Source organism: Streptomyces sp. NPDC002896 (assembly GCF_040295225.1).
Classification (GTDB): domain Bacteria; phylum Actinomycetota; class Actinomycetes; order Streptomycetales; family Streptomycetaceae; genus Streptomyces.
In genome coordinates this window covers 454,376-474,844 of record NZ_JBEOVA010000003.1, presented here as the reverse complement: position 1 = coordinate 474,844, position 20,469 = coordinate 454,376, and the positions used below count along the sequence as shown (strand labels likewise).

The following is a 20,469-nucleotide window of genomic DNA, read 5'->3' as shown; positions in this document are numbered from 1 at the left end:
CTTGCGTAAGGGAGACAGCTCGTTAACACGCGGGCAACATGTGGGCCACCTCACACCCCACCGCAAGGCTTCCCGTACCGATCCGACGTACCGACAGGTGGTGGCACATGCGGCTGCGTACTCCGCTCGCCCTGCTCGGGGCCGCGGTGCTCGTGCTCGCGGGACCGCCGCTGCTCACGACCGGCAGCGGCGCCGAGACCGGCACACAGATCCCCGGCCTGCGCTTCATGGTCCCCAACACGCCCGGCGGCGGCTACGACATCACGGCCCGCACCGCCGCCAAGAACGCCGAGGACGCCGGGCTCACCCACAACATCGAGGTCTTCAACCTGCCCGGCGCCGGCGGCACAGTCGGCCTCACCCGGCTCGTCGGCGAGCACGGCAACGGCAAACTCGCCATGTCCATGGGCCTCGGCGTCGTAGGAGCCGCGCGCTCCAACCACGCGCCGAAGACGCTCGCCGACACCACGCCGATCGCCCGGCTCACCGAGGAGCAGGACGTCGTCGTGGTCGCCAAGGACTCCCCGTACAAGACCATCGACCAGCTGATCGACGCCTGGAAGGAGAACCCCGGCAAACTGCCCGTCGGCGGCGGCTCCTCGCCCGGCGGACCGGACCATCTGGCGCCGATGCTGATGGCGCGGGCGGCCGGGATCGAACCGAAGAAGGTCAACTACGTGCCCTTCGACGGCGGTGGCGAACTCCTCGCCTCGATCCTCGGAAACAAGGTCGCCTTCGGCGTCTCGGGCGTCGGCGAGTACCTCGACCAGATCAGGTCGGGGGAGCTGCGGCTGCTCGCCGTCACCGGGCCCGAACGGGTCGAGGGCCTGGACGCGCCCACGCTCAAGGAGTCCGGATACGACGTCGAGTTCACCAACTGGCGCGGCATCGTCGCTCCGCCCGGCCTCTCCGACGCCGAACGCGACAAGCTCACCAACCTCATCACCAAGCTGCACGACTCTCCCGAATGGGAGGACTCCCTCAAGAAGAACGGCTGGGACGACGCCTTCCTGACCGGCGACAAGTTCGGCGCCTTCCTGGACGCCCAGGACAAGCGCGTGGTCTCCGTGCTGAAGGAGCTGGGACTGTGACGACGACCTCGGGGACACAGGAACGTACGGAGGCGGGGGCGCGCCGCTCCTGGCTGCGCGAGCACTCCGAACTCGGCGTGTGCGTCCTGCTGCTCGCACTGGGCGTACTCGTCCTCACCGACGCCCTGACGATGGACGTCGACATCGCCCAGCGCGGACCCATCGGCCCGAAGACCGTACCCGTCGTGGTCGGCACCGGCCTGCTCGTCATCGCCGCCCTCCTCGCCGTCGACGTGCTGCGCGGCGGCCGCGGACAGGCCGAGGCCGGCGAGGACATCGACCTGTCCGAGCCCGCCGACTGGCGCACGGTCCTGCTCCTCGCCGGGGTCTTCCTCGCCACCGCCGTCCTCATCGAGCCGCTCGGCTTCCCCGTCGCGGGTGCGCTGCTCTTCTGGGGCGCCGCCTTCGCGCTCGGCAGCCGGCGTATCGACCGCGACCCGCTGATCGCCGCCGGACTGTCACTCGTCACGTACGTCGTCTTCAACAACCTGCTCGGAGTGCCGCTGCCCGGCGGCCCGCTGATGGGAGTGCTGTGACATGGACGCCCTCAACTCCCTTCTCGACGGCTTCGGCACGGCCCTCACCCCGCTGAACCTGCTGTGGGCCGCCATCGGCGTGCTCCTCGGCACGGCGATCGGCGTACTGCCCGGCATCGGCCCGGCCATGGCGGTCGCACTGCTGCTCCCGGTGACGTACGGCCTCGACCCGACCGGCGCGTTCATCATGTTCGCGGGCATCTACTACGGAGCGATGTTCGGCGGCTCGACCACCTCCATCCTCCTCAACACGCCCGGCGAGAGCGCCGCCGTCGTCGCCGCGATGGAGGGCAACCCGATGGCCAAGGCCGGGCGCGGCGCGCAGGCGCTCGCGGCCGCCGCCATCGGACACTTCGCGGGCGGCATGATCGGCACGATCCTGCTCGTCGCGCTCGCCCCGACCGTCGCCGACCTCGCTGTCGACATCGGCGCGCCCGACTACTTCGCCATCATGGTCCTTGCGTTCATCGCGGTGACGTCCGTGCTCGGCTCGTCCCGCATCCGCGGGCTGGCGTCCCTGCTGATCGGCCTCACCCTCGGCCTCGTCGGCCTCGACCAGATGACCGGCCAGCAGCGCCTCACCTTCGGCTCGCTCCAACTCGCCGACGGCATCGACGTGGTGATCGTCGCAGTCGGCCTCTTCGCGATCGGCGAGGCCCTGTGGGTCGCCGCCCATCTGCGCCGCACGCCCGGCGAAGCCATCCCGGTCGGCCGCCCCTGGCTCGGCCGCGACGACGTCCGGCGCACCTGGAAGTCCTGGCTGCGCGGCCCGCTCATCGGCTTCCCGTTCGGCGCGATCCCGGCGGGCGGCGCGGAGATCCCGACGTTCCTGTCGTACGTGACGGAGAAGCGGCTGTCGAAGCACAAGGAGGAGTGGGGCAAGGGCGCGATCGAAGGCGTCGCCGGACCGGAGTCGGCGTCGTCGGCCTCCGCGGCCGGAACGCTCGTATCCATGCTGACCCTCGGCCTGCCCACCACCGCCGTCGCCGCCGTGATGCTCGCCGCCTTCCAGCAGTACGGCATCCAGCCCGGACCGCTGCTCTTCGAACGCGAACCCGAGCTCGTATGGGGCCTGATCGCATCGCTGTTCGTCGGCATGGTGCTGCTGCTCGCCCTGAACCTGCCGCTGGCCCCGCTCTGGGCGAAGCTGCTGCGCATCCCGAGGCCGTATCTGTACGCGGGAATCCTGTTCTTCGCCGCGGTGGGCGCCTACGCGGTGGGCGGCGAGGCGCTGGACCTGGTGATCCTGCTGGTCATCGGCCTGATCGGCTTCGGCATGCGGCGCTACGGGCTCCCCGTGCTGCCCGCCGTCATCGGCGTCATCCTCGGCCCCAACGCCGAACAGCAGCTGCGGCGCGCGCTGCAGATCAGTGACGGCAGTGTGACGGGCCTGGTCAACACGCCTTTCTCGGTGACGGTGTACGCGGTGGTCGTGCTCATCGTCGCCTGGCCGGTGGTGAGGAAGCTGGTGGGGCGGGGTCGTGCCGTGGCTGCGTGACGGGCGATGACACCCGGCCCCCGGCGAATCCGGTGCCGCGCAAAAAATTTCTCGGCGCGGATGTCACAGCGACCGGGGCGGCTGTGTCCAACCAAGTGAAAGCAGACGCGGTTCACATCGGGAGGACACAGTGATCAAGAAGAGTGTCGAGGTCAACGATTCGTTCATGGCCTACGTCGAGGCCGGCGCCGGGGATGTACCGGTGGTGTTCCTGCACGGGAACCCCACGTCGTCGTACCTGTGGCGCAACGTGATCCCGCACGTGGCCGACCAGGCCCGCTGCCTGGCACCGGACCTGATCGGGATGGGCGAGTCGGGGAAGCCCGACATCGGCTACCGCTTCGCCGACCACGTCCGGTATCTGGACGCCTGGTTCGACGCGCTCGGCCTGGAGGAGGTCGTGATCGTCGGTCATGACTGGGGCGGGGCGCTGGGCATGGACTGGGCCGCCCGGCATCCGGGGCGGGTACGGGGTGTGGCGGTGATCGAGACGTTTCTGCGGCCGTTGCGCTGGGAGGAGTTCCCGCCGCAGGGCGCCGAGTTGTTCCGGTCGTTCCGCTCCCCGGAGGGAGAGGTGAAGATCCTCGAGAACAACATGTTCATCGAGTTCAACCTCCCCTTCGGGGTGACCAGCGGGCTCGCGGCCGAGGACCATGACGTCTACCGGGCGCCGTATCCCGACCCGGCCTCGCGTAAGCCGCTCCTGGCGTGGCCGCGCGAGATCCCCATCGACGGCGAACCGGCCGACGTGCACGAGCGCATGCTGGCCTACGGCCGCTGGATGGCGGACACTCCTGAGGTGCCGAAGCTTGTGATGACCGTCGAGTCCGGCGTGGGGATGGGGTCGCCGGAGACGGCCGCGTGGGTCAAGGAGACCTTTGCGAGTGTCGAGGTCGAGTCGGTGGGACCGGGCGGGCACCACGCCCCGGAGGACCAGCCGGACGCCATCGGATCCGCAGTCGCCCGCTGGCTGCGCCGACACGAGGTGACGATGCAGCGGTGAGCAGCGAAGAATCGATCAGCACCGAAGAAGCGATCAGCGCCGAAGAGGAACTGGTCGCGCGGGCGGTCGACGGCGACAAGGCGGCCCTGGAGGAGGTGGTCCACCTCCTCCAGGACCCGCTCTACCGGCTGGCCCTGCGCATGGTGTGGCGGCCGGCGGACGCGGAGGACGCGACCCAGGAGATCCTGATCCGGGTCATCACCCGGCTCGCCACCTGGCGTGCCGAGGCGAGACTCCTCACCTGGGCGTACCGGATCGGCGTCAACTACTTGCTCAACCTGCGCCGCAGGACCCCGCAGGAGGTGAAGCAGCTCAGCCTGGAGGAGTTCCGCGAGAACCTGGCCGACGGGCTCGCGGCGGCCGACTACGCGGGCCCCGAGGCCCAGCTGCTGGCCCACGAGGTACGTCTCAGCTGCTCGCAGGCGCTGCTGCAGTGCCTGCAGCGCGAGGAGCGGGTCGCCTTCGTGCTCGGTGAGGTCTTCGAACTGCCGTCCCCGGACGCCGCGTGGATCCTGGACGTCACCCCGGCCGCGTACCGCAAGCGTCTCGAGCGTGCCCGGCAGCGGATCCGCGCGTTCATGGGGTCGACGTGCGGCATCGTCAACCCGAAGGCGTTCTGCCGCTGCGCGCGTCGGGTGGAGACGGCGGTCGCGAGCGGCCGTGTCGACCCGCGGCGGCCGGTGCTGGCCACCCATCCCGTCAGCCCGGGCGGACGCGGTGTGGCGGAGGCCGCCGCACAGATGCACCGCCTGCACGACGCCGCCGCCGTGCTGCGCGCACACCCGGACTATGCCGCTCCGCAGGCCAGGACCGAAGCGGTACTGGCACTGCTGCAGTCCGGGCGGTTCCCGCTGCTGGAGTGAGGGGCCGTCAACAACGTCGAGACCGGCGCCGGGAGCCGGGGCTCGTTCCGGTCAGCCGTCCGGCCACCAGGTCCGCTGGATGTCCTTGCGGACCTCGGGACGCTCGCGGGGCTGCTGTTCTTCGGCCTCTTCCCGCGCGCGGCGGCGGACGGTGGTCTTTCCCAGGGGCTTCTGCACGGTCACACGGCGCATGGCTGCCTCCTTGTGCCTACCGGGTTCCGCAGAGGTGTGCGGAGGTAGACCCGTTGAGGGAGGGTGTCTCATCGGCGGCAGGATTGTCAGTGGCGGCTGTCACGCTGAGGGGCATGAATTCGGACCTGAGCTCCGAGCAGGAGAGCACCGTGCGCACCGCCGTCGACTGGGACGCCGAGGCCGCCACCTTCGACGATGAGCCGGATCACGGCCTGCGGGACCCGGATGTGCGGGACGCCTGGGCGGGGCGGATGAAGGAATGGCTTCCCTCGGCGAGATCTCACATCCTGGACATCGGGTGCGGCACCGGCAGCCTCTCGCTGCTCGCCGCCGCGCAGGGGCACCGGGTCACGGGGGTCGACCTGTCGCCTCGTATGGCCGAGCGCGCCCGCGCCAAGCTCGCGGGGCACGACGCGGAGATCCTGGTCGGGGATGCGGCGGCGCCCCCGGTGGGGGACCGCAGGTTCGACGTGGTGCTGGTCCGCCATGTGCTGTGGTCGCTGCCCGACCCGGAGGCGGTCCTGCGCCACTGGTACGGGCTGCTGCGGCCAGGGGGCCGGCTCGTCCTGGTCGAGGGCGTCTGGGGTGAGACGTCCCCGGTCGGTATCCCCGCCCACCGCCTCGTGGAGATGCTCGCGCCGCTCGCCGCCCGTATCCACACCGAGCGGCTGTCGGGAGACGCCCGCCTGTGGGGCCGAGCGGTGCACGACGAGCGGTACGCGGTGGTGGCCACGTTCCCGGATCCCCGGCCGACGGCCCGCCACACCGAGGTCGTCGACGTCCATCTGATCCTCCGCCGCGGCGACGAGGTACTGCTCGCCCGCCGCGCCGGCACGGGATACGGGGACGGCCTGCTGAACGGACCGTCCGGGCACGTCGAGGACGGCGAGGACGTCCGCGCCGCCATGATCCGCGAGGCCGCTGAGGAGGTCGGCCTCGACCTCGCGCCCGACGACCTGCGCGTCGCGCTCGTCATGCAGCATCGCGGGCCGGGCGGACAGCCGCGCATCGGCTGGTTCTTCGAGGCCGAGTACGGGGCGGGCGGCGAGCCGGTGAACAGCGAGCCGGACAAGTGCTCCGGGATCGGCTGGCACCCGCTGTCCGCGCTCCCCGATGACATGGTGGCGTACTGCCGTGCGGGCCTCGAGGCGTACCGGGCCGGGCAGCGCTTCGTCCTGCACTGGCACGAGGACGGTGACGCCATCGCGTACGACGCGGGAGGGGTGAGCCGGGTGCGGGTGCTGAGGGAGGCCTGAGCAGGCCGGCACGGGGCGGTGGCTGGCCGGATGGTGTGCGGGCCGGTGGCCGCTCAGGGGCTGACCAGGCTGGACCGTGCGCAGGCCGCCGGTCAGGGGCCGACCACGTCGGCGAGGCTCGCGCGGTCGTCGGAACCGGCCGCGCGGGCCAGGCGCTCGAGCTCGTCCAGGGCCTCGCGGGCGGCGTTCGCGGCGGTCGGGTCGGACTCGGCCAGGCCGCTCGCGGCGAACTCGTCCTCGTCCAGCCGCAGCACCTCCGTCCCGTCGCCGGACACCCACAGGTCGAGGTCCAGGTCCTCGACGACCAGCTCGCCGCCCGACAGGACGGCGGGGCGGGTCACGTCGCAGTACCAGCCCTTGAGGGTGCCGTCCGCGGCCCGGACCTCCTTCACCGAGTACCACCGGTCGCGCCAGTAGTGCTCGGTGAAGACGTCACCCGGCTCGAAGCGTACGAAGCCGAAGTCGCGGACGGTCCCGCCCGCCCAGGGGGCCTGGACGGTGATGCGGGTGCCGTCGTCGTGGAGCAGCCGGGCAGGGTAACGGATCTTGGTGCGGCCGGACTTGACCAGAACCACCTCGATGCGGCCTGCGGCGTCCGACGGACTCGCAGACCGGAGGCGGCGGGCGTCGTCAGCCGAGTTCGCGGACATACCGGACCTCCGTCGCGCAGATCTCGTAGCCGAACCACTTGTTGATCGCCAGCATGGGGCCGTTCTCGGTGTCGTTTCCGGTGAAGGCCTCCGTGTAGCCGGCGGCGCGGGCACGGTGGAGGGAGTCGTTCTTGGCGAGCTTGGCCAGGCCCCGGCCGCGGTACGCACGCGCTGTTCCGGTCATGCCCGTCGCGTACCGAGACGCGCCGTCCGTACGGGCCATGCTGAACGCCACGGGGCGGCCGTCCACCACGGCCACCGTGGTCAGTTCGCGGTCAAGCAGCGGATGGCCCCATGTCTCGGACAGCCACTGCTCGTAGTCCGTGAACTCCGTGTCGATGTCCCCGGGCTCGTCCTGCACGGTCTCCGCGTCCAGGTGGAACAGGGGGTGCGGGTCGTCCGCGAAGTCGGCGGCGGTGCGAAGCTCGACGCCCGCCGGCGGCCGCTGTAGCGGCGGCAGGGTGCCTCCCGCCAGGTCCAGGCGGAGGAAGTGAGCCGACCGGCTCGCGCGGTAGCCGTGCTTCTCGGCGAAGGCGCGGTTGCCGGGCGCGTCCAGGGCCCAGCTGTAGAGCGTCGTGACGCCGTGCCCGGCCAGGAACTCCTCCGCCGCACGCACGATCAGCGAACCCGCGCCGCGGCGGAGCCGCTCCGGCTGTACGTACACGTTGGCGTACCCCTGGCCGGGCTCGGGGCTGTCATGGGCGACGCCCAGCTGCGCCGTACCGATGATCTCGCCGTCCTCCTCGGCGACCAGCGGCCGGTAGTGGGCGTCCGGGTGGGCGTGCGCCACATCGAAGCGGACGGACTCGGCGGTGGAGAGCATGAACGGGAGGGCGGCGCGCCGCACCCGGGCGAAGCCTTCGGCGTCTTCGGTGCGGAAGGTACGGACGATCACAGTCATGGGGCCGCACGGTACGCGTGAGGCGTCGTCCTCGCCTCCGAATTACCGCCCGGTGCGGGACAATCGGCATGTGACCTTGAAGATCGACATCGACCAGGGCGCCGCCACCGCGCCCTACGAGCAACTGCGCGCGCAGATCTCCGAGCAGGCCCGCTCGGGCGTACTGCCGGTGGGCTACAAGCTGCCGACGGTACGAGGGCTCGCGGAGGACCTGGGGCTCGCCGCGAACACGGTGGCCAAGGCGTACCGCGCACTGGAGTCGGACGGGGTGATCGAGACCCGCGGCCGCCACGGGACGTTCGTCGCCGCCGCCGGGGACGCCGCGTCGAAGGGCGCCGCCGCGGCCGCGCAGGCGTACGCCGAGCGCGTCCAGCGCCTCGGCCTCACGGAGGCCGCGGCACTGGACGCGGTACGGGATGCGCTGCGCGCGGCTTACGGCGGTTCGGGGTGACCCTCGCCCCGAGGGTTTTTCCCCCACCCCGCCCCTTCCCGTAACCAGGTGTCCGCCCCTGGAACCCGAAATCGCCCTTCGGGCTCGTCCTCAAACTCCCCCAGACTTCGTCCGGGAGGTGCCCCCAGACGGGCTGAAATTTCAGCCCGTCCGGCGTTTGACGGGTGCCCCTGCGCTACAGGTAAAGCCCCGCATCCGCACCAGCACGCTGGTCCGGGACCGACGCCGGTGTCGTGCCACGCCGCAGTGCGTAGAGCTCGGCGAGCGTCGCGCCGTCGCGGCCGACGCTCGATTCGAGGTCGGGGGCGTCCTGGCCGAGCCAGTTGACCGCCTCGGGGCGGGTCAGGGGCCCGACCTCGATGCGGGCCAGGCAGCGGCCGGGGCGGACGACCGCCGGGTGGAGCCGCTCCAAGTCCTCGTTGGTGGTGACGCCGACGAGAACGTTGCGGCCCTGGCCGAGCAGCCCGTCCGTGAGGTTGAGCAGGCGCGACAGCGCCTGACCCGCCGTGTGCTTGGCCTCGCCGCGGATCAGTTCGTCGCAGTCCTCCAGCAGGAGCAGCCGCCAGCGGCCCTTCGCCGTGCCGTCGTCCTCGCCGATGGCGATGTCCATCAGATAACCGACATCGGAGAACAGCCGCTCGGGGTCCAGGACGCAGTCCACCTGGCACCAGTCGCGCCACGAGCGCGCCAGCGTGCGCAGTGCCGACGTCTTGCCGGTGCCCGGCGGGCCGTGCAGCAGGAGCAGCCGGCCCGCGATGTCCTCCGGCGTGGTCTTCATCAGCCGGTCCATGGCGTCGGCGACCGGTGCGGTGTAGTTGGGCCGCACCTCCTCCCACGTACCGGCCGTGATCTGCCGGGTCGTACGGTGCGGGCCGCGCCGCGGCGACACGTACCAGAAGCCCATCGTGACGTTGTCCGGCTGCGGTTCCGGCTCGTCCTGCGCGCCGTCCGTGGCCTGCTTGAGGATCTTCTCCGCCAAGTCCGCGCTGGTCGCCGTCACGGTGACGTCCGCGCCGCGGTTCCACCGCGAGATCAGCAGCGTCCAGCCGTCGCCCTCGGCGAGCGTCGCGCTGCGGTCGTCGTCGCGGGCGCCGCGCAGCACCGTGGCGCCCGCCGGCAGCAGCGTGGCGCCCGACCGCACCCGGTCGATGTTCAGGCTGTGCGAGAAAGGCTGCTCGCCCGTCGCGAAGCGGCCGAGGAACAGCGCGTCGACGACGTCCGACGGCGAGTCGCTGTCGTCGACGTTGAGCCGGATCGGCAGAGCGTCGTGTGGGTTCGCAGACATGCCGACATGATCCGCCACCCCGGCGCCACGTGCACCCGGTTTCCGCAGCGAGCCGCACCTCCGGTGAGCGGCGGGCGGCGAGTCCGGTGAGCGGCGAGCCGCGCGTCCGGTACGCCACGGGACGGGCGCCTGATCCACCGGGGGCCGCGCGTCCCCTCCGTAACGAGTCCCACGCGCCCCGTTACCGACCTGTGGCGCCGGAATCGGTGCCACCGCCGACTCACGCCATTACTCTTGCCCCTGATGGGACGTCATGGGTGGAATTCGGGGGCACGGCGGTGGCGGCTCACCGCACTGCTCGGCGTCGGTGCGGCCGCTCTGGCCCTGGTGCTGACTCTGATCAGCACGCTGCCCGGCGAGAGCCGCGGCAGCACCATCGGAACCACCCCCGACGGCGACAAGGTGCACGGCACCCCCGCCGTCCCGTCCGGCAGGGCGGAGCCGGAGGTGGGCTGGGGCTTCACCCACACCCAGTACAGCGCCGACCACGGCGACCCGGCGGCGGTCGAACGCGCCGAGAAGCTGCTCTCCCGGCAGCCGATGCCGCAGATCCAGCACCTCATGGGCTGGGGCGCGGGCAACCCAGAGCCCACCAAGGGGCGTTACGACTTCGACGAGATGGACGAGCGGCTGGACTTCATCCGCGCCACGGGCGGAACCCCGGTCGTCACCCTCTGCTGCGCCCCCGACTGGATGAAGGGCGGCAAGCCCGGCGCAGGCAACACGGACTGGAGCAAGCAGGCCCTCGAGACGGCACCCGACCGCGCCCACTACAAGGACTTCGCGAAGCTCGCCGCGACCGTCGCCAAGCGCTACCCGGACGTACGGCACTTCATCGTCTGGAACGAGTTCAAGGGCTTCTGGAACAACTCCCAGGGCCGCTGGGACTACGAGGGGTACACCGAGCTCTACAACCTCGTCTACAAGGAGCTCAAGAAGGTCGACAAGGACATCCTCGTCGGCGGCCCCTACCTCGTCATGGACAGCGTCGACCCCCGCCAGAAGGAGTACGCGTCGACCGCGCTCAAGGGCGACTGGGGCGCCGCGGACCAGCGCGCCCTCGACGCCTTCGACTACTGGAACAAGAACAAGGTGGGTGCCGACTTCGTCGTCGTCGACGGCTCCAGCTACACGGTCGACGACGAGCTGGTCCCGGACGAGTTCAAGGCCACGGACAAGCTGACCGCCGTCAGCCGCTGGGTGCGGCAGCAGACCGGCGACCTGCCCCTGTGGTGGGCCGAGTACTACGTCGAGCCGGGAGACGACGATGACGAGCGAGACGGCTGGTCCGAGCCGCACCGGGTCGCCGTCCACGCCTCCGGCCTGATCGCGATGGCCCGCGGCGGCGCCACCTCAGCCTTCTACTGGAACCCGCAGAAGAAGAGTGCCACCTGCCCCGGCTGCCTGTGGCGCTCCACCCAACTGTCCGACGGCGGCACCGCCCTGCCGATGCTCGGCCTGCTCTCCCGGTTCGCCAAGGAGTTCCCACCCGGCACGACGTACGAAAAGGTGTCCGTCGCCGCCGACGACGTACCCAATGTGCGGGTGCTCGCCGACGACAAGGCGGTCCTCGTGGTGAACACCCAGGACCGGCAGATCAGCGTGAAGGTCGACGGCAAGCGGTTCGACATGGGGGCCTACGAGGTGAAGTGGCTCAGGCGCTGAGCCACTTCACCCGTCTGCGTCGTAGGCGCCCTACGCCATCGTCATGAACCGCTGCACCAGCGAGGCCACCAGCACCGCCAGCAGCGGCAGCGAGAACCAGAAGCTGCTCTGCAGCCAGCGCAGCTGCCGCACGCTCGGGGCCACCGCGACCCGTACCACCTCGCGCGCCGCCAGCAGCAGGATCAGTGCCACCGCCGCCAGCGCACCGACCACCGACCACGGCGTCCAGGTCACCTGCGGACCGATCGGGCCCGGATCTGCCTTCGCCGGCTTGCCGTCCGGCTGCCGGCTCAGCGTGTAGATGGTCGCGTCGTCGTTGGCGAAGACCTTCTTCAGCTCCGGCCGCTGGTCCAGGTTCCGGATGAGCCGCGTCTCCCAGGTGTTCGAATAGCCCACGTCCATCTGGAGATAGACGACCTGGCTCTCGTTGACCATCAGATACGAGTTCGGGCCGGCGTCCTTCAGAGACTTCACCAGTCCTGACACCAGCACCGGATCGGACGGCGCGAGCGTCGGAACGTACTCCACCTTCTCCATGTCGCGGGCGCCCCACGGCATGGCGGGCGTGACGTTCTCGAGGGTGTCGTTGCTCAGCCACAGCAGGCGGACCGTCGGGTCGTCGTGGGCGTACACGTACTCCATGGCCGCGACCTCGCCCGTCCTGATGCGTTCGAACGGCTCGTTGCCCCAGCGTGCCACCAGGAAGCCGCCCATCAGCACCAGGCCCGCCATGAGGAACGCCAGCGGCGCCAGGCTGACGCGGTCGCGGTCCCGTTCCTCCGCGGTGACGCCCGCGCGCGGGAACAGCGCCAGACCGGCGAGCAGCGCCGCGCCGGGCAGGGCGAACATGAAGACACGCAGCGCCATCTCGCCGCCGTACGACTGCATGCCGAAGCCGAGGAACGGCACGAAGGCGAGCACGAGCAGCGACCGCTCGCGGTACTTGGCGTCGCGCCGGCGCCACCAGCCCCAGCAGGCCATCGCCATCACGCCGCCGGCGAGCGCCACGCGCGCGTACAGCACGAGTTGGTGGGTCGAGCTGCCGCCCTGGATGCGTCCGGACACGGACGAGGACACATTGCTGCCGACGCCGCCGACCCCGCCGAACAACTCGTCGAAGTGCCCCGACCAGTACGGCTCGGCGAAGAAGCCCACCCATACGGCGACCAGCACCGCGAACAGCATCGGCAGCCCGCGCAGCTCGCTGCGGCCTACCAGTACCAGTACCGCGAGGACGCCCAGCATCACGAAGGGCGTGAGCTGGTGGGCCGGGACGGTCGCCGCGAACAGGCCGATCAGGACGAGCAGCAGCACGGCACGCTGACGGCGGTCGGTCGGCTCGACCTCCAGCTCGCCCGGCCGCCGCTTGGTCCACAGCACGCGCGGGGCGCGGAACCACACCAGCAGTACGGCGACGAAGACCAGGTAGAGCAGGTAGGTGAAGCCTTGCGGGGAGAAGTAGTCCTGGCCGACCCAGCCGCTCAGCACGAAGATCCAGGCGCCGGCCCACTTGGCGCGCCAGCCCGCCCGCATCGACCGCATGAGCAGGAACATCGGTGCGAGGTAGAGCAGTTGCATGGTGAGCGGCCACCAGCGGATGACCTCGGTCATGTCCGTGACGCCGCACGCCTGGGCGACGAAGGTGGCCGCGGCGAAGAAGCCGGGCCAGCTCCAGCGCGCGTCCAGGTCGGGCACGGCGGAGCCCGTCCTGTCGATGTAGTCCATGAAGCCGAGGTGCTGCCAGGCCGTCGCGAAGCGCGGCTCGGTCTCGATGACCGCGGGCAGCGCGTGCAGCGACACCACGGTGGCGAGGAGCGTGACCAGCAGCAGCACCCGGTGCTGCCGATTCGCCCAGAGCAGCGAGGCGAAGACGACGACCAGCAGCGCGGCGCCAAGGAGCGTGGTCTGGGGCAGTACGGAGATCAGCCCGAGCCCGCCCATGCGGTCGAGGTCCCGGTCGTCCAGGGCCGACGCGGGCACCCAGTACAGCCCGAGCGCGCTGACCAGCAGCATGGCCAGGATGACGACACCGGGCGTCACGCGTGCGTGCCGTGCGGGTTGCGGGGTGGCCTCTTGCACGTCGGTCCCTTGCGGTGAGGCCGACCGGGCGTTGCGCCAACTCGCGGCCTTCTTGCCGTTCCGGGCGTCCCGGCCATCCCGTTCCGGCTGCCCGTTCCGCGCCGGCTGTTCCGCAGCCGGCTCCGTCGACGGCTCCTTGCGCGATTCCTGTGCCCGCGGCTCGTCGTGCGTGCGACCGGCCCCGGAGTCCGTCCGGGACGGCGGTGTGTCCGAAACCTCCGTGGCCCGCGACACCTCCGTACGCGAGCTCTCCGAACTCGCCGTCGGACAGCCCTCCGAGCTCTCCGCTGCAGGCGCCTTCTCCGCGGAATCGGTGCCCTCCGGCGCCGGTGGCACCTTCTCCTCACCGCCGCCCGGCTTGTGTCCGAGAGCGGCCTGCGCATGCGCCTCCGTCCGAGGACCGGGCAGTGCCAGCGGCGGTCTCAGGGCCCACGTCGGCCCCGGCCGTACGTCCGGTCTGCGCTCCTGGTGGTCCAGGTTGAGCTGGACGCCGAGCGCCAGGGTGTCCGATTCGAGGGAGTCGCGCAGCGCCAAGGCCGGCCCGTGAAGCCTCTTCTCGTCGCGCGGCAGCTCCGCCACGTCGGGCGTGCCCAGATCGGCCAGATCACCGTCCGGCGCCGCCGACGCGCCGGCGGGCTGCTCGGCCGGTGCGGTCCTGACGATCCGGTACAGCTTGGGCGCGGCGATCGCCACGATCACCGCAAGGCTGGAGATCTCCGCGACACCCGCACCGGTCAGGCCCATCCGCGGGAGCAGCAGCAGCGTCAGGCCCAGCACCAGGATGCACAGCAGGCCCTGCAGATAGGCGAGTCCGGAGGTACGGCTCTGGGCGCGGAGCACCGCGAAGTACGTCTCCATGACGACGCGCAGCACCGCACCGACCGCGAACCAGCGCAGCAGCGGGGTCGCCGCGTCCGCGTACCCCTCGCCGAACACCCGCAGGACGAACGGCGCGGCGACGAACAGCACCCCGGCCACCGGCAGCATGATCCGCGCCATGCGGCGCAGCGCCGCGCGGGTGTTGGCCGCCAGCTGCGCCGGGTCGTGCGAGCCCTCGACGGTCAGGGACGCGCCCATGTTGATGGCGAGCAGATTGACGGTGCCGCCGATGGTGGTGGTGATGTAGAAGTACGCGTTGTCGGTGGAGCTGACCTGCGAGGCGACGATCACCGGGACCAGGTAGACCACGGCGAGCGAGAACAGCGAGCCCGTGTAGTCGCCGGCGAGGAAACGGCCCAGCTCGCGCAGCTTCGGCGGCTGGGCGTGGTCCTCGGTCGCCTTCACATGCCGCGGCACGAGACGGCGGAACACCAGCCAGCCGAGCGGCACCACGGACGCGGCGATCGCGGCCACCCACGACACGAAGACGCCGGTGGTCGGGATGGCCACGGCGAACGCGACCAGCAGCCCGAGCTTCACCGCGGAGAACACCGTGTTCCCGACGGGCACCCACAGCGCGCTGCGCAGCCCGGTCAGCACCCCGTCCTGCAGGGTCAGCAGCGACCAGGCGACGACGGCCGCGATGAACCCCAGGCCGTTGACGGTGCCGTGCAGAAAGCGGTACGAGGGCCCCCACACGTCGAGGGTCAGCAGGAAGACGACTGCGGCGAGCGCCACGACCACCGAACTGCCCGCGTACGTACGGAAGATGAGACGCCCGGTGGCGCGGCCCGCCACCGGGATGAAACGGGCCAGCGCCCCCGTGAGCGTCACCGCGGTGAGCCCGGCCAGCAGCTTCATCGCGGCGATCGCCGCGGAGCCCTGGCCGACCGCGTCCTCCGTGTAGTACCGCGCGGCGGCCAGCCAGAAGCCGAGGCCGAGGACCGCGCTGATACCGGTGTTGAGCATCAGCGCATAGGCGTTGCGGAACAGCGGGTTGCCGCCGGAGCCCTTGCCCCGTCCGGGCAGGCGCAGCCTGCGGCCGGCCGTCGGCTGCGCCTTGGCCGGGGGAGTCGCGGAGGTGTCGACCTGCGCTGTGGTCGTCGTGTCAGACACGGGTACGTGCTGCCTTCCGGCTGGCCTGTCGGGCTCTTCGGACCACGGCGTACCCCTTGGTGAGGGCGCGGTCCCTGGCGAACGTACGGGCGATGGAGCGGCCTTCGACCAGCCGCGCGAACTCGTCGATTCCGGTGCTGCGGCGCACTGTCACGCGCTGCAGTGCGTACGGTCCCTGGCGGCGCCGCGCCAGGGCGTTGCCGACCGCGAGGGACTGCGCGAACCCCGCCTCGCGCACGGCCCGGCGCACGCGGCGGCTCGAGTAGCCGTACGGATACGCGAACGAGGCGGGCCGGGTGCCGAGCTCCTCGGCCACGATCTCCTTGCAGCGCAGCAGCTCCGACCGGAGCGCGTCGTCCGGGATCTGGTCCAGCTGCGGATGCGTGTGGCTGTGGCCGCCGATCTCCACGCCGCCGTCGGCCAGTTCGCGCACCTGGTCCCAGTCGAGCATGGTGTCCAGAGCGCCCCCGGTGTCGTGCGCCCCGCGCAGCCAGCCCGTCGAGACGAACACGGTGGCCGCGAAGCCGTGCTCGGCGAGCACGGGCAGCGCATGCCGGTGCACGCCCTCGTAGCCGTCGTCGAAGGTGATCAGCACCGGGCGCTCGGGCAGCGGCTGCCCGGACCGCCAGACGTCCGCCAGTTGCGCCGTGGTGAGCGGCGTGAACCCGCCGTCCCCGATCAGCGCCATCTGCTCGGCGAACGCCTGGGGCGCCACGGACAGCGCCCTGGTGGCGTCGTTGGGCGCGTGCGCGACGGAGTGGTACATGAGGATGGGCACGGGGGTGTTCATGCAGGACCCCCTCCGTGCTTGTGCGGTCCTGGGCCGTGCGCGTTCAGCGCGACCGCAGCCGTATGCCGTACGGCGTGGTGCGCCACCAGTGCGCCCCCGCGCACCCACCATGCGCCCCCCTGACGCGCATGACCCGGCACGGATCCCCTGCTCATATCCCCGCCCCCTCGCTGTCCGTGCTCCCCCCGATCTCCGCGACGGAGAACGTGGCGCCACCCCTGCGCGCACGGACGCTGCCGAGTACGTACCCACCGGCCGCGGCCGCCACTCCGGCCACGATGGCGCCCGCGCGGCCCGCTCCGCCGGGGCGGGCCAGCAGGGCGTCGCGCAGGCCGCGGGCGACTCCGGCGGGCAGGACGCGCGTGGTGTAGCGGCGTTCCGACTCGAGGCCCTTGCCGGCGCCGACACTGCGGGCCACCAGGGCCTTGGACAGGCCCTCGGCGTACGTGCGGGTCCGGAAGTAGCGGAACTGCTCGCGGCCGGCCGGTACCCGATGGTGGATCACCGCGCGGTCGTCGATCAGCAGGACCGCGTCGGGCCTGGCGCGGCTGAGCCGGATGCACAGCTCGGTCTCCTCGCAGCCCAGCGGCCGCTTGTCGCCGTCGCGGCCGATGCCGGTGGCGAAACCGCCCGCCGCGTCGAACGCCGTCCGCCGGAACGACGCGTTCCCGCCCAGTACGTTGCGTACCGGGACCCGGCCCGGCGGCAGCCCCCTGTACGTACAGCCGACGACCCAGTCGAACTCCTCGGGGAACCAGGCCGGCCGACGTCCTGACGCCCAGATGGGCATGGTGCGGCCGCCGACAGCCATGACCCGCGGGTCCTCGTATCCGGCGGCGAAGTGGCGCAGCCAGTCGCGCTCCGCGACGGCGTCGTCGTCGAGGAAGGCGATGACCTCGCCGCTGGAGGCCGCGATGCCGGTGTTGCGGCCGGCGGACAGGCCGCGGGGGCCCGCGTTCGCCAGAACACGGACCCCGTCGGTCTCCTTGTACTCCTTCGTCAGGCGCTCGAGCAGCGGCGGGTTGTGGTCCACCACCAGCAGCGTCTCCAGGGCCGGCAGCGACTGCGCCCGCACCGAGGCGACCGCCGCGAGGATGTCCTCCCAGCGGTCCTCGGTGTAGACGCAGATGACGACGGAGACGGTGGGGAGGGCGGCGGCGCGGCTCTCCGCGCCGCCGCGCTCCCGGCCCCCGCCCTCCTGAAGGCCGTACGTGCTCAAGACGCCTCACCCCGGGCGGAGTTGAGCCCCGAGTCGATCCCGGTGCCGGTCCCGGTGTTGAGTCTGGCCTTGAGCCGCAGCGCATGCGCACGGCGCCGCAGCGCACGCCGGTTGGAACGCTCCTTGAGGATCACCTTGAGCACGCGCAGCCCGTCCCGTACGGCGCGCAGATTGCTCGCGCCGTGGATCCGGAGATACTCGTGGCTGGGGATCTCCTGCACCTTGAGCCCGGCCTTGACCACCCGGATGTTCATCAGGGTCTCGACCTCGAAGCCCGTGCAGTCGAGGTCGATCTCGTCGAGGCAGTGCCGCCAGAACGCGTTGTAGCCGTAGCACAGATCCGTGTAGCGGGCGCCGAACTTGGCGTTGACGACGGCGCACAGCGCCCAGTTGCCGAGCTTGCGGATCGGCGTCATGTCGTCCGTGCCGCCCCCGTTGGCGAACCGCGAGCCCTTGGCGAAGTCGGCGCCGGACACCAGCGCGGAGACGTACGACACGATCTCCTGGCCGTCGGCCGAGCCGTCCGCGTCGACCATCACGATGATGTCGCCCGTGCACGCCTCGAAGCCGGTGATCAGAGCGTCGCCCTTGCCCTTGCCGAGCTGCTTGACGACCTTGACGTCCGGCCACAGTTCACGGGCGACTTCCACGGTGTTGTCCGTGGAATTGCCGTCGACCAGAACGACTTCGTGGATCCATTCGGGAAGGGTCTTGAAGACGTGCGGGAGATTCTCCGCCTCGTTCATGGCGGGGATCACCACACTCACCGGCGGTGCAATCGCGAGATGCGAGGACACCGGGCGGTACTGCCTCGGAATTCTCGCCGTCGCCGTCTCGGCGCTACTGCCGTTCGTGGACGGCTTGATCAGCGGATCTTCGCCCGGTATCACCGGGCGCAGAAAAGCACTCATGAGTCTGTTCCCTCTCGTCCGGTGGACCGCCCGCCCCTGGGCGGTCCGGTGCTGTGCCCGGTTCGAAAGGGGGGTTCTCACTTACGGCCATGGCGAAATCGATCTTCGTGCAGGCCGAGTGAGCTGGCAAAACTGGCCGACTGGCAAGGTCGGTCGCGCGGCCCGCGTCCCGGCAGACCCGTGATCACTGGTCACCGGACACGGCACCCCCCTACCGCGCCCCGCGCCGGAGACATCTGCGGTCCTGAGCCCTCCCCTGGAGCCGCATTGAAGATGGACCGATGCGGGTGGATGTACGACGGTATTGATGATTGACACCGTATGGCAAGACCTGGAACCAGGTCTCACGTTTTTGTTGTTTTCGTCCCGCATTTTCGCGGGTTTATCTGGAGTCCGGAATTCCGAATTCCTGTTGTTACTCAGTCCCTCGAGCGGATTTTCCCGATCCGTTTGAGGAGTCGATCAGCCGGCTCGAAGAGTTCGGGCCGGGCGAGAACGGCGTTGCGCAGCGCCCGGACGGGGGCGCGCCGCGCCCGGTGTCCGACCGCCACCGGGTGACGGCGCGCCACCCAGCCCTCGGACACGGAGATCTCACGCGTCTTGAGGGAGTCCTTGTACTCCTTCTGACCCCGGCCCAGATCCAGATACGCGATGCCGTCGGCGGCGGCCGCCTCGGCCATCCGCAGATGCAGGATCAGTCCGGGGGAGTACTTGGCGAACGCCGGGTCGTACGCCGGGAACCAGCACGCAAGGACGCGCTCGGAGCGCAGCCCGAAGTGCGCCGCGACGGGCCGGCCGTCGGCGTAGAGCACCGACAGCACGCCGGCGAACGACTCCGAACGGCTGTGGAAGAGATGCTGCACGAGCCGGTTGATCCATTCGTGCGCGAAGCGGTCGCTGCGCCCGGTCCTGCGGTACTGCGCGGACTTCCAGGCCATCAGCGCCCGCAGCGCAGCCGGGTCGCGCTCGTCGTGCACGTATCGCACGCCTTCATGCTCCCGGCCGAGTTTGCGCTCCTTGGCGAGCGTCGTCCGCGTGAACTTCGGGGACTGCTGCCGCAGCCGGCTCAGATACGCCTCGTAGCCCTGGTCGATGTCCATGACGGGCGAGGGGAAGGTGCCGGAGGCCGCCGTCTCGAACGGCGCCTGGCCCTCCACCAGGTGGTCGAACTCCCACACCGCGAGCCCGCAGGCCCGCAGCAGCTCCTGTGCGTCCCAGGTGAAGCCGGGCCCGTGCACCAGACCCTGGCAGTCGGAGACGCCGAGACCCACGGCGCGGCCGACGCCGGTGGCGGATCTCTGGAACGGGAAGAACGCCACCGGCTCGCCGTCCTCGCGGACGACCGCGACACGCACCCCGCGCCGGCACCGGCCCACCGCGATCGCGAACTCCGGAGACAGGAAAGGGTTGGCCAGCTCGGGCGAACCGTCGAAGTGGGCCTTTGACTGCAGGGCCGTCCATGCCGCCCGGTCGGCGGCGGTCAGCTCGCCGGGGCGGTACACGCTGATGTCCACGTCAGGAAGTCCGCCTTCCCGCCGGGCGCCCGCGCAACCGCTGTACCAGAACCAGCAGGAAGATCAGGGAACTGAGCGCTGCGACGGCCACGATCCCGCCGCGGACCGACCAGCTGTGCACCGCGAGCATCGCCTGGGCCACGAGCAGGTTGACCGCGACCGCTCCTGCCGACGACGCGATGACGCGGCCCGCCGGTTCCAGACCGCGTAGAGCGGTCCCGATGGCGGCTGCGGGTGCCGCGAGAAGGAAGAAGAGCGTGAACGGGCCGCGCAGCGGCGCGTCCACGTCGATGAGTGCGAGAGCCGCGCCCACTCCTCCGATGGCGACGGCCACGCCTGCGAGCAGCGGCAGCAGATCTCTCCCCTGAGTCTGCCGCGGCCTCCCCCAGGCACTGCGCTTCATACCGATGGTCTGCATTGGCGACGTTTCCCCCCGAAGCGCCGGATGCCGGGCTTCAATGTCGCGCAGTCCCCTGCGGCGCGTCAAGACGGGAAATGGACGGAGCAGGTGTTCCCCGGAGACCACGGTGCGTCTCCGGGGAACACGGGGAACTCACTGACAGCTGAGCG

The 20,469-nt window shown here is 71.0% G+C and carries 18 protein-coding genes; 8 read left to right on the top strand and 10 right to left on the bottom strand.

All coding sequences use genetic code 11. From position 1 onward, the window contains the following. Window positions 1-107: 107 nt before the first annotated feature. The 5 genes from ABT009_RS06780 (at window position 108) to ABT009_RS06760 (ending at window position 4,991) form a co-directional block, all read left to right on the top strand. Entirely contained in the window at window positions 108-1,091 is a 984-nt protein-coding gene (locus ABT009_RS06780) for a Bug family tripartite tricarboxylate transporter substrate binding protein (protein WP_351290288.1), read from the top strand. Then, window positions 1,088-1,627, top strand: a complete 540-nt coding sequence (locus tag ABT009_RS06775; protein WP_351290287.1) for a tripartite tricarboxylate transporter TctB family protein — start codon at window positions 1,088-1,090, stop codon at window positions 1,625-1,627. The genes ABT009_RS06780 and ABT009_RS06775 overlap by 4 nt, the downstream gene beginning before the upstream one ends. Before the next feature lies 1 nt (window position 1,628). Continuing rightward, window positions 1,629-3,125 carry a tripartite tricarboxylate transporter permease gene (locus tag ABT009_RS06770; protein WP_351290285.1) on the top strand — a complete coding sequence of 499 codons (1,497 nt, stop codon included), beginning with the start codon at window positions 1,629-1,631 and terminating at the stop codon, window positions 3,123-3,125. Window positions 3,126-3,255: 130 nt separating this feature from the next. Continuing rightward, window positions 3,256-4,128, top strand: coding sequence for a haloalkane dehalogenase (locus tag ABT009_RS06765; RefSeq protein WP_351290283.1), 873 nt, complete (start codon window positions 3,256-3,258; stop codon window positions 4,126-4,128). Then, the gene (locus tag ABT009_RS06760) at window positions 4,125-4,991 is read left to right on the top strand and encodes an RNA polymerase sigma factor (protein ID WP_351290281.1); all 867 of its coding nucleotides are present in this window, start codon (window positions 4,125-4,127) and stop codon (window positions 4,989-4,991) included. Before ABT009_RS06765 ends, ABT009_RS06760 begins: the two co-directional genes overlap by 4 nt. A 51-nt stretch (window positions 4,992-5,042) precedes the next feature. Here ABT009_RS06760 and ABT009_RS06755 read toward each other — a convergent pair whose 3' ends face one another. Further along, window positions 5,043-5,183: a hypothetical protein gene (locus ABT009_RS06755; RefSeq protein ID WP_181660909.1), complete on the bottom strand. Its 141-nt coding sequence runs from the start codon at window positions 5,181-5,183 to the stop codon at window positions 5,043-5,045. Window positions 5,184-5,296: 113 nt separating this feature from the next. Here ABT009_RS06755 and ABT009_RS06750 point away from each other — a divergent pair, with 113 nt between their 5' ends. Continuing rightward, on the top strand, window positions 5,297-6,439 hold the full coding sequence (locus tag ABT009_RS06750) for a methyltransferase domain-containing protein (protein ID WP_351290278.1): 1,143 nt from the start codon (window positions 5,297-5,299) through the stop codon (window positions 6,437-6,439). 92 nt (window positions 6,440-6,531) lie between these two features. Here the strand turns inward: ABT009_RS06750 and ABT009_RS06745 are convergent, their stop codons facing one another. Beyond that, window positions 6,532-7,089: a ribonuclease FAU-1 family protein gene (locus tag ABT009_RS06745; RefSeq protein ID WP_351290276.1), complete on the bottom strand. Its 558-nt coding sequence runs from the start codon at window positions 7,087-7,089 to the stop codon at window positions 6,532-6,534. Beyond that, the gene (locus ABT009_RS06740) at window positions 7,070-7,990 is read right to left on the bottom strand and encodes a GNAT family N-acetyltransferase (RefSeq protein WP_351290274.1); all 921 of its coding nucleotides are present in this window, start codon (window positions 7,988-7,990) and stop codon (window positions 7,070-7,072) included. The genes ABT009_RS06745 and ABT009_RS06740 overlap by 20 nt, the downstream gene beginning before the upstream one ends. A 70-nt stretch (window positions 7,991-8,060) precedes the next feature. Between ABT009_RS06740 and ABT009_RS06735 the strand changes: the two genes are divergently transcribed. Beyond that, on the top strand, window positions 8,061-8,441 hold the full coding sequence (locus ABT009_RS06735) for a GntR family transcriptional regulator (RefSeq protein ID WP_351290272.1): 381 nt from the start codon (window positions 8,061-8,063) through the stop codon (window positions 8,439-8,441). 175 nt (window positions 8,442-8,616) lie between these two features. On the opposite strand, the gene ABT009_RS06730 is transcribed toward ABT009_RS06735, so the two are convergent. Continuing rightward, a complete protein-coding gene (locus ABT009_RS06730) occupies window positions 8,617-9,726 on the bottom strand; it encodes a DUF5925 domain-containing protein (protein WP_351290270.1) in 1,110 nt (369 codons plus the stop codon). 243 nt (window positions 9,727-9,969) lie between these two features. On the opposite strand from ABT009_RS06730, the gene ABT009_RS06725 reads away from it, so the two are divergent. Beyond that, window positions 9,970-11,391, top strand: a complete 1,422-nt coding sequence (locus ABT009_RS06725) for a GH39 family glycosyl hydrolase (protein WP_351290268.1) — start codon at window positions 9,970-9,972, stop codon at window positions 11,389-11,391. 30 nt (window positions 11,392-11,421) lie between these two features. On the opposite strand, the gene ABT009_RS06720 is transcribed toward ABT009_RS06725, so the two are convergent. The 6 genes from ABT009_RS06720 to ABT009_RS06695 form a co-directional block, all read right to left on the bottom strand. Then, window positions 11,422-15,465 (bottom strand): lipopolysaccharide biosynthesis protein, encoded by a 4,044-nt coding sequence (locus ABT009_RS06720; protein ID WP_351290266.1) that lies wholly within the window; start codon window positions 15,463-15,465, stop codon window positions 11,422-11,424. Next, window positions 15,458-16,255, bottom strand: a complete 798-nt coding sequence (locus tag ABT009_RS06715; protein WP_351290264.1) for a polysaccharide deacetylase family protein — start codon at window positions 16,253-16,255, stop codon at window positions 15,458-15,460. Before ABT009_RS06715 ends, ABT009_RS06720 begins: the two co-directional genes overlap by 8 nt. 151 nt (window positions 16,256-16,406) lie before the next feature. Then, window positions 16,407-17,474: a glycosyltransferase family 2 protein gene (locus ABT009_RS06710; protein WP_351290262.1), complete on the bottom strand. Its 1,068-nt coding sequence runs from the start codon at window positions 17,472-17,474 to the stop codon at window positions 16,407-16,409. Beyond that, window positions 17,471-18,385, bottom strand: a complete 915-nt coding sequence (locus ABT009_RS06705; RefSeq protein ID WP_351290260.1) for a glycosyltransferase family 2 protein — start codon at window positions 18,383-18,385, stop codon at window positions 17,471-17,473. Before ABT009_RS06705 ends, ABT009_RS06710 begins: the two co-directional genes overlap by 4 nt. Before the next feature lie 419 nt (window positions 18,386-18,804). After that, window positions 18,805-19,899: a GNAT family N-acetyltransferase gene (locus ABT009_RS06700; RefSeq protein WP_351290258.1), complete on the bottom strand. Its 1,095-nt coding sequence runs from the start codon at window positions 19,897-19,899 to the stop codon at window positions 18,805-18,807. A gap of 1 nt (window position 19,900) precedes the next feature. Next, entirely contained in the window at window positions 19,901-20,317 is a 417-nt protein-coding gene (locus ABT009_RS06695; protein WP_351290256.1) for a hypothetical protein, read from the bottom strand. Window positions 20,318-20,469 lie beyond the last annotated feature (152 nt).

Coding starts and splice junctions, on each gene's coding strand:
- ABT009_RS06715 (WP_351290264.1), bottom strand. CDS start 16,255: ATGAACACCCCCGTGCCCATCCTCATGTACCACTCCGTCGCGCACGCG.
- ABT009_RS06780 (WP_351290288.1), top strand. CDS start 108: ATGCGGCTGCGTACTCCGCTCGCCCTGCTCGGGGCCGCGGTGCTCGTG.
- ABT009_RS06745 (WP_351290276.1), bottom strand. CDS start 7,089: ATGTCCGCGAACTCGGCTGACGACGCCCGCCGCCTCCGGTCTGCGAGT.
- ABT009_RS06725 (WP_351290268.1), top strand. CDS start 9,970: ATGGGACGTCATGGGTGGAATTCGGGGGCACGGCGGTGGCGGCTCACC.
- ABT009_RS06730 (WP_351290270.1), bottom strand. CDS start 9,726: ATGTCTGCGAACCCACACGACGCTCTGCCGATCCGGCTCAACGTCGAC.
- ABT009_RS06740 (WP_351290274.1), bottom strand. CDS start 7,990: ATGACTGTGATCGTCCGTACCTTCCGCACCGAAGACGCCGAAGGCTTC.
- ABT009_RS06750 (WP_351290278.1), top strand. CDS start 5,297: ATGAATTCGGACCTGAGCTCCGAGCAGGAGAGCACCGTGCGCACCGCC.
- ABT009_RS06755 (WP_181660909.1), bottom strand. CDS start 5,183: ATGCGCCGTGTGACCGTGCAGAAGCCCCTGGGAAAGACCACCGTCCGC.
- ABT009_RS06770 (WP_351290285.1), top strand. CDS start 1,629: ATGGACGCCCTCAACTCCCTTCTCGACGGCTTCGGCACGGCCCTCACC.
- ABT009_RS06705 (WP_351290260.1), bottom strand. CDS start 18,385: ATGAGTGCTTTTCTGCGCCCGGTGATACCGGGCGAAGATCCGCTGATC.
- ABT009_RS06695 (WP_351290256.1), bottom strand. CDS start 20,317: ATGCAGACCATCGGTATGAAGCGCAGTGCCTGGGGGAGGCCGCGGCAG.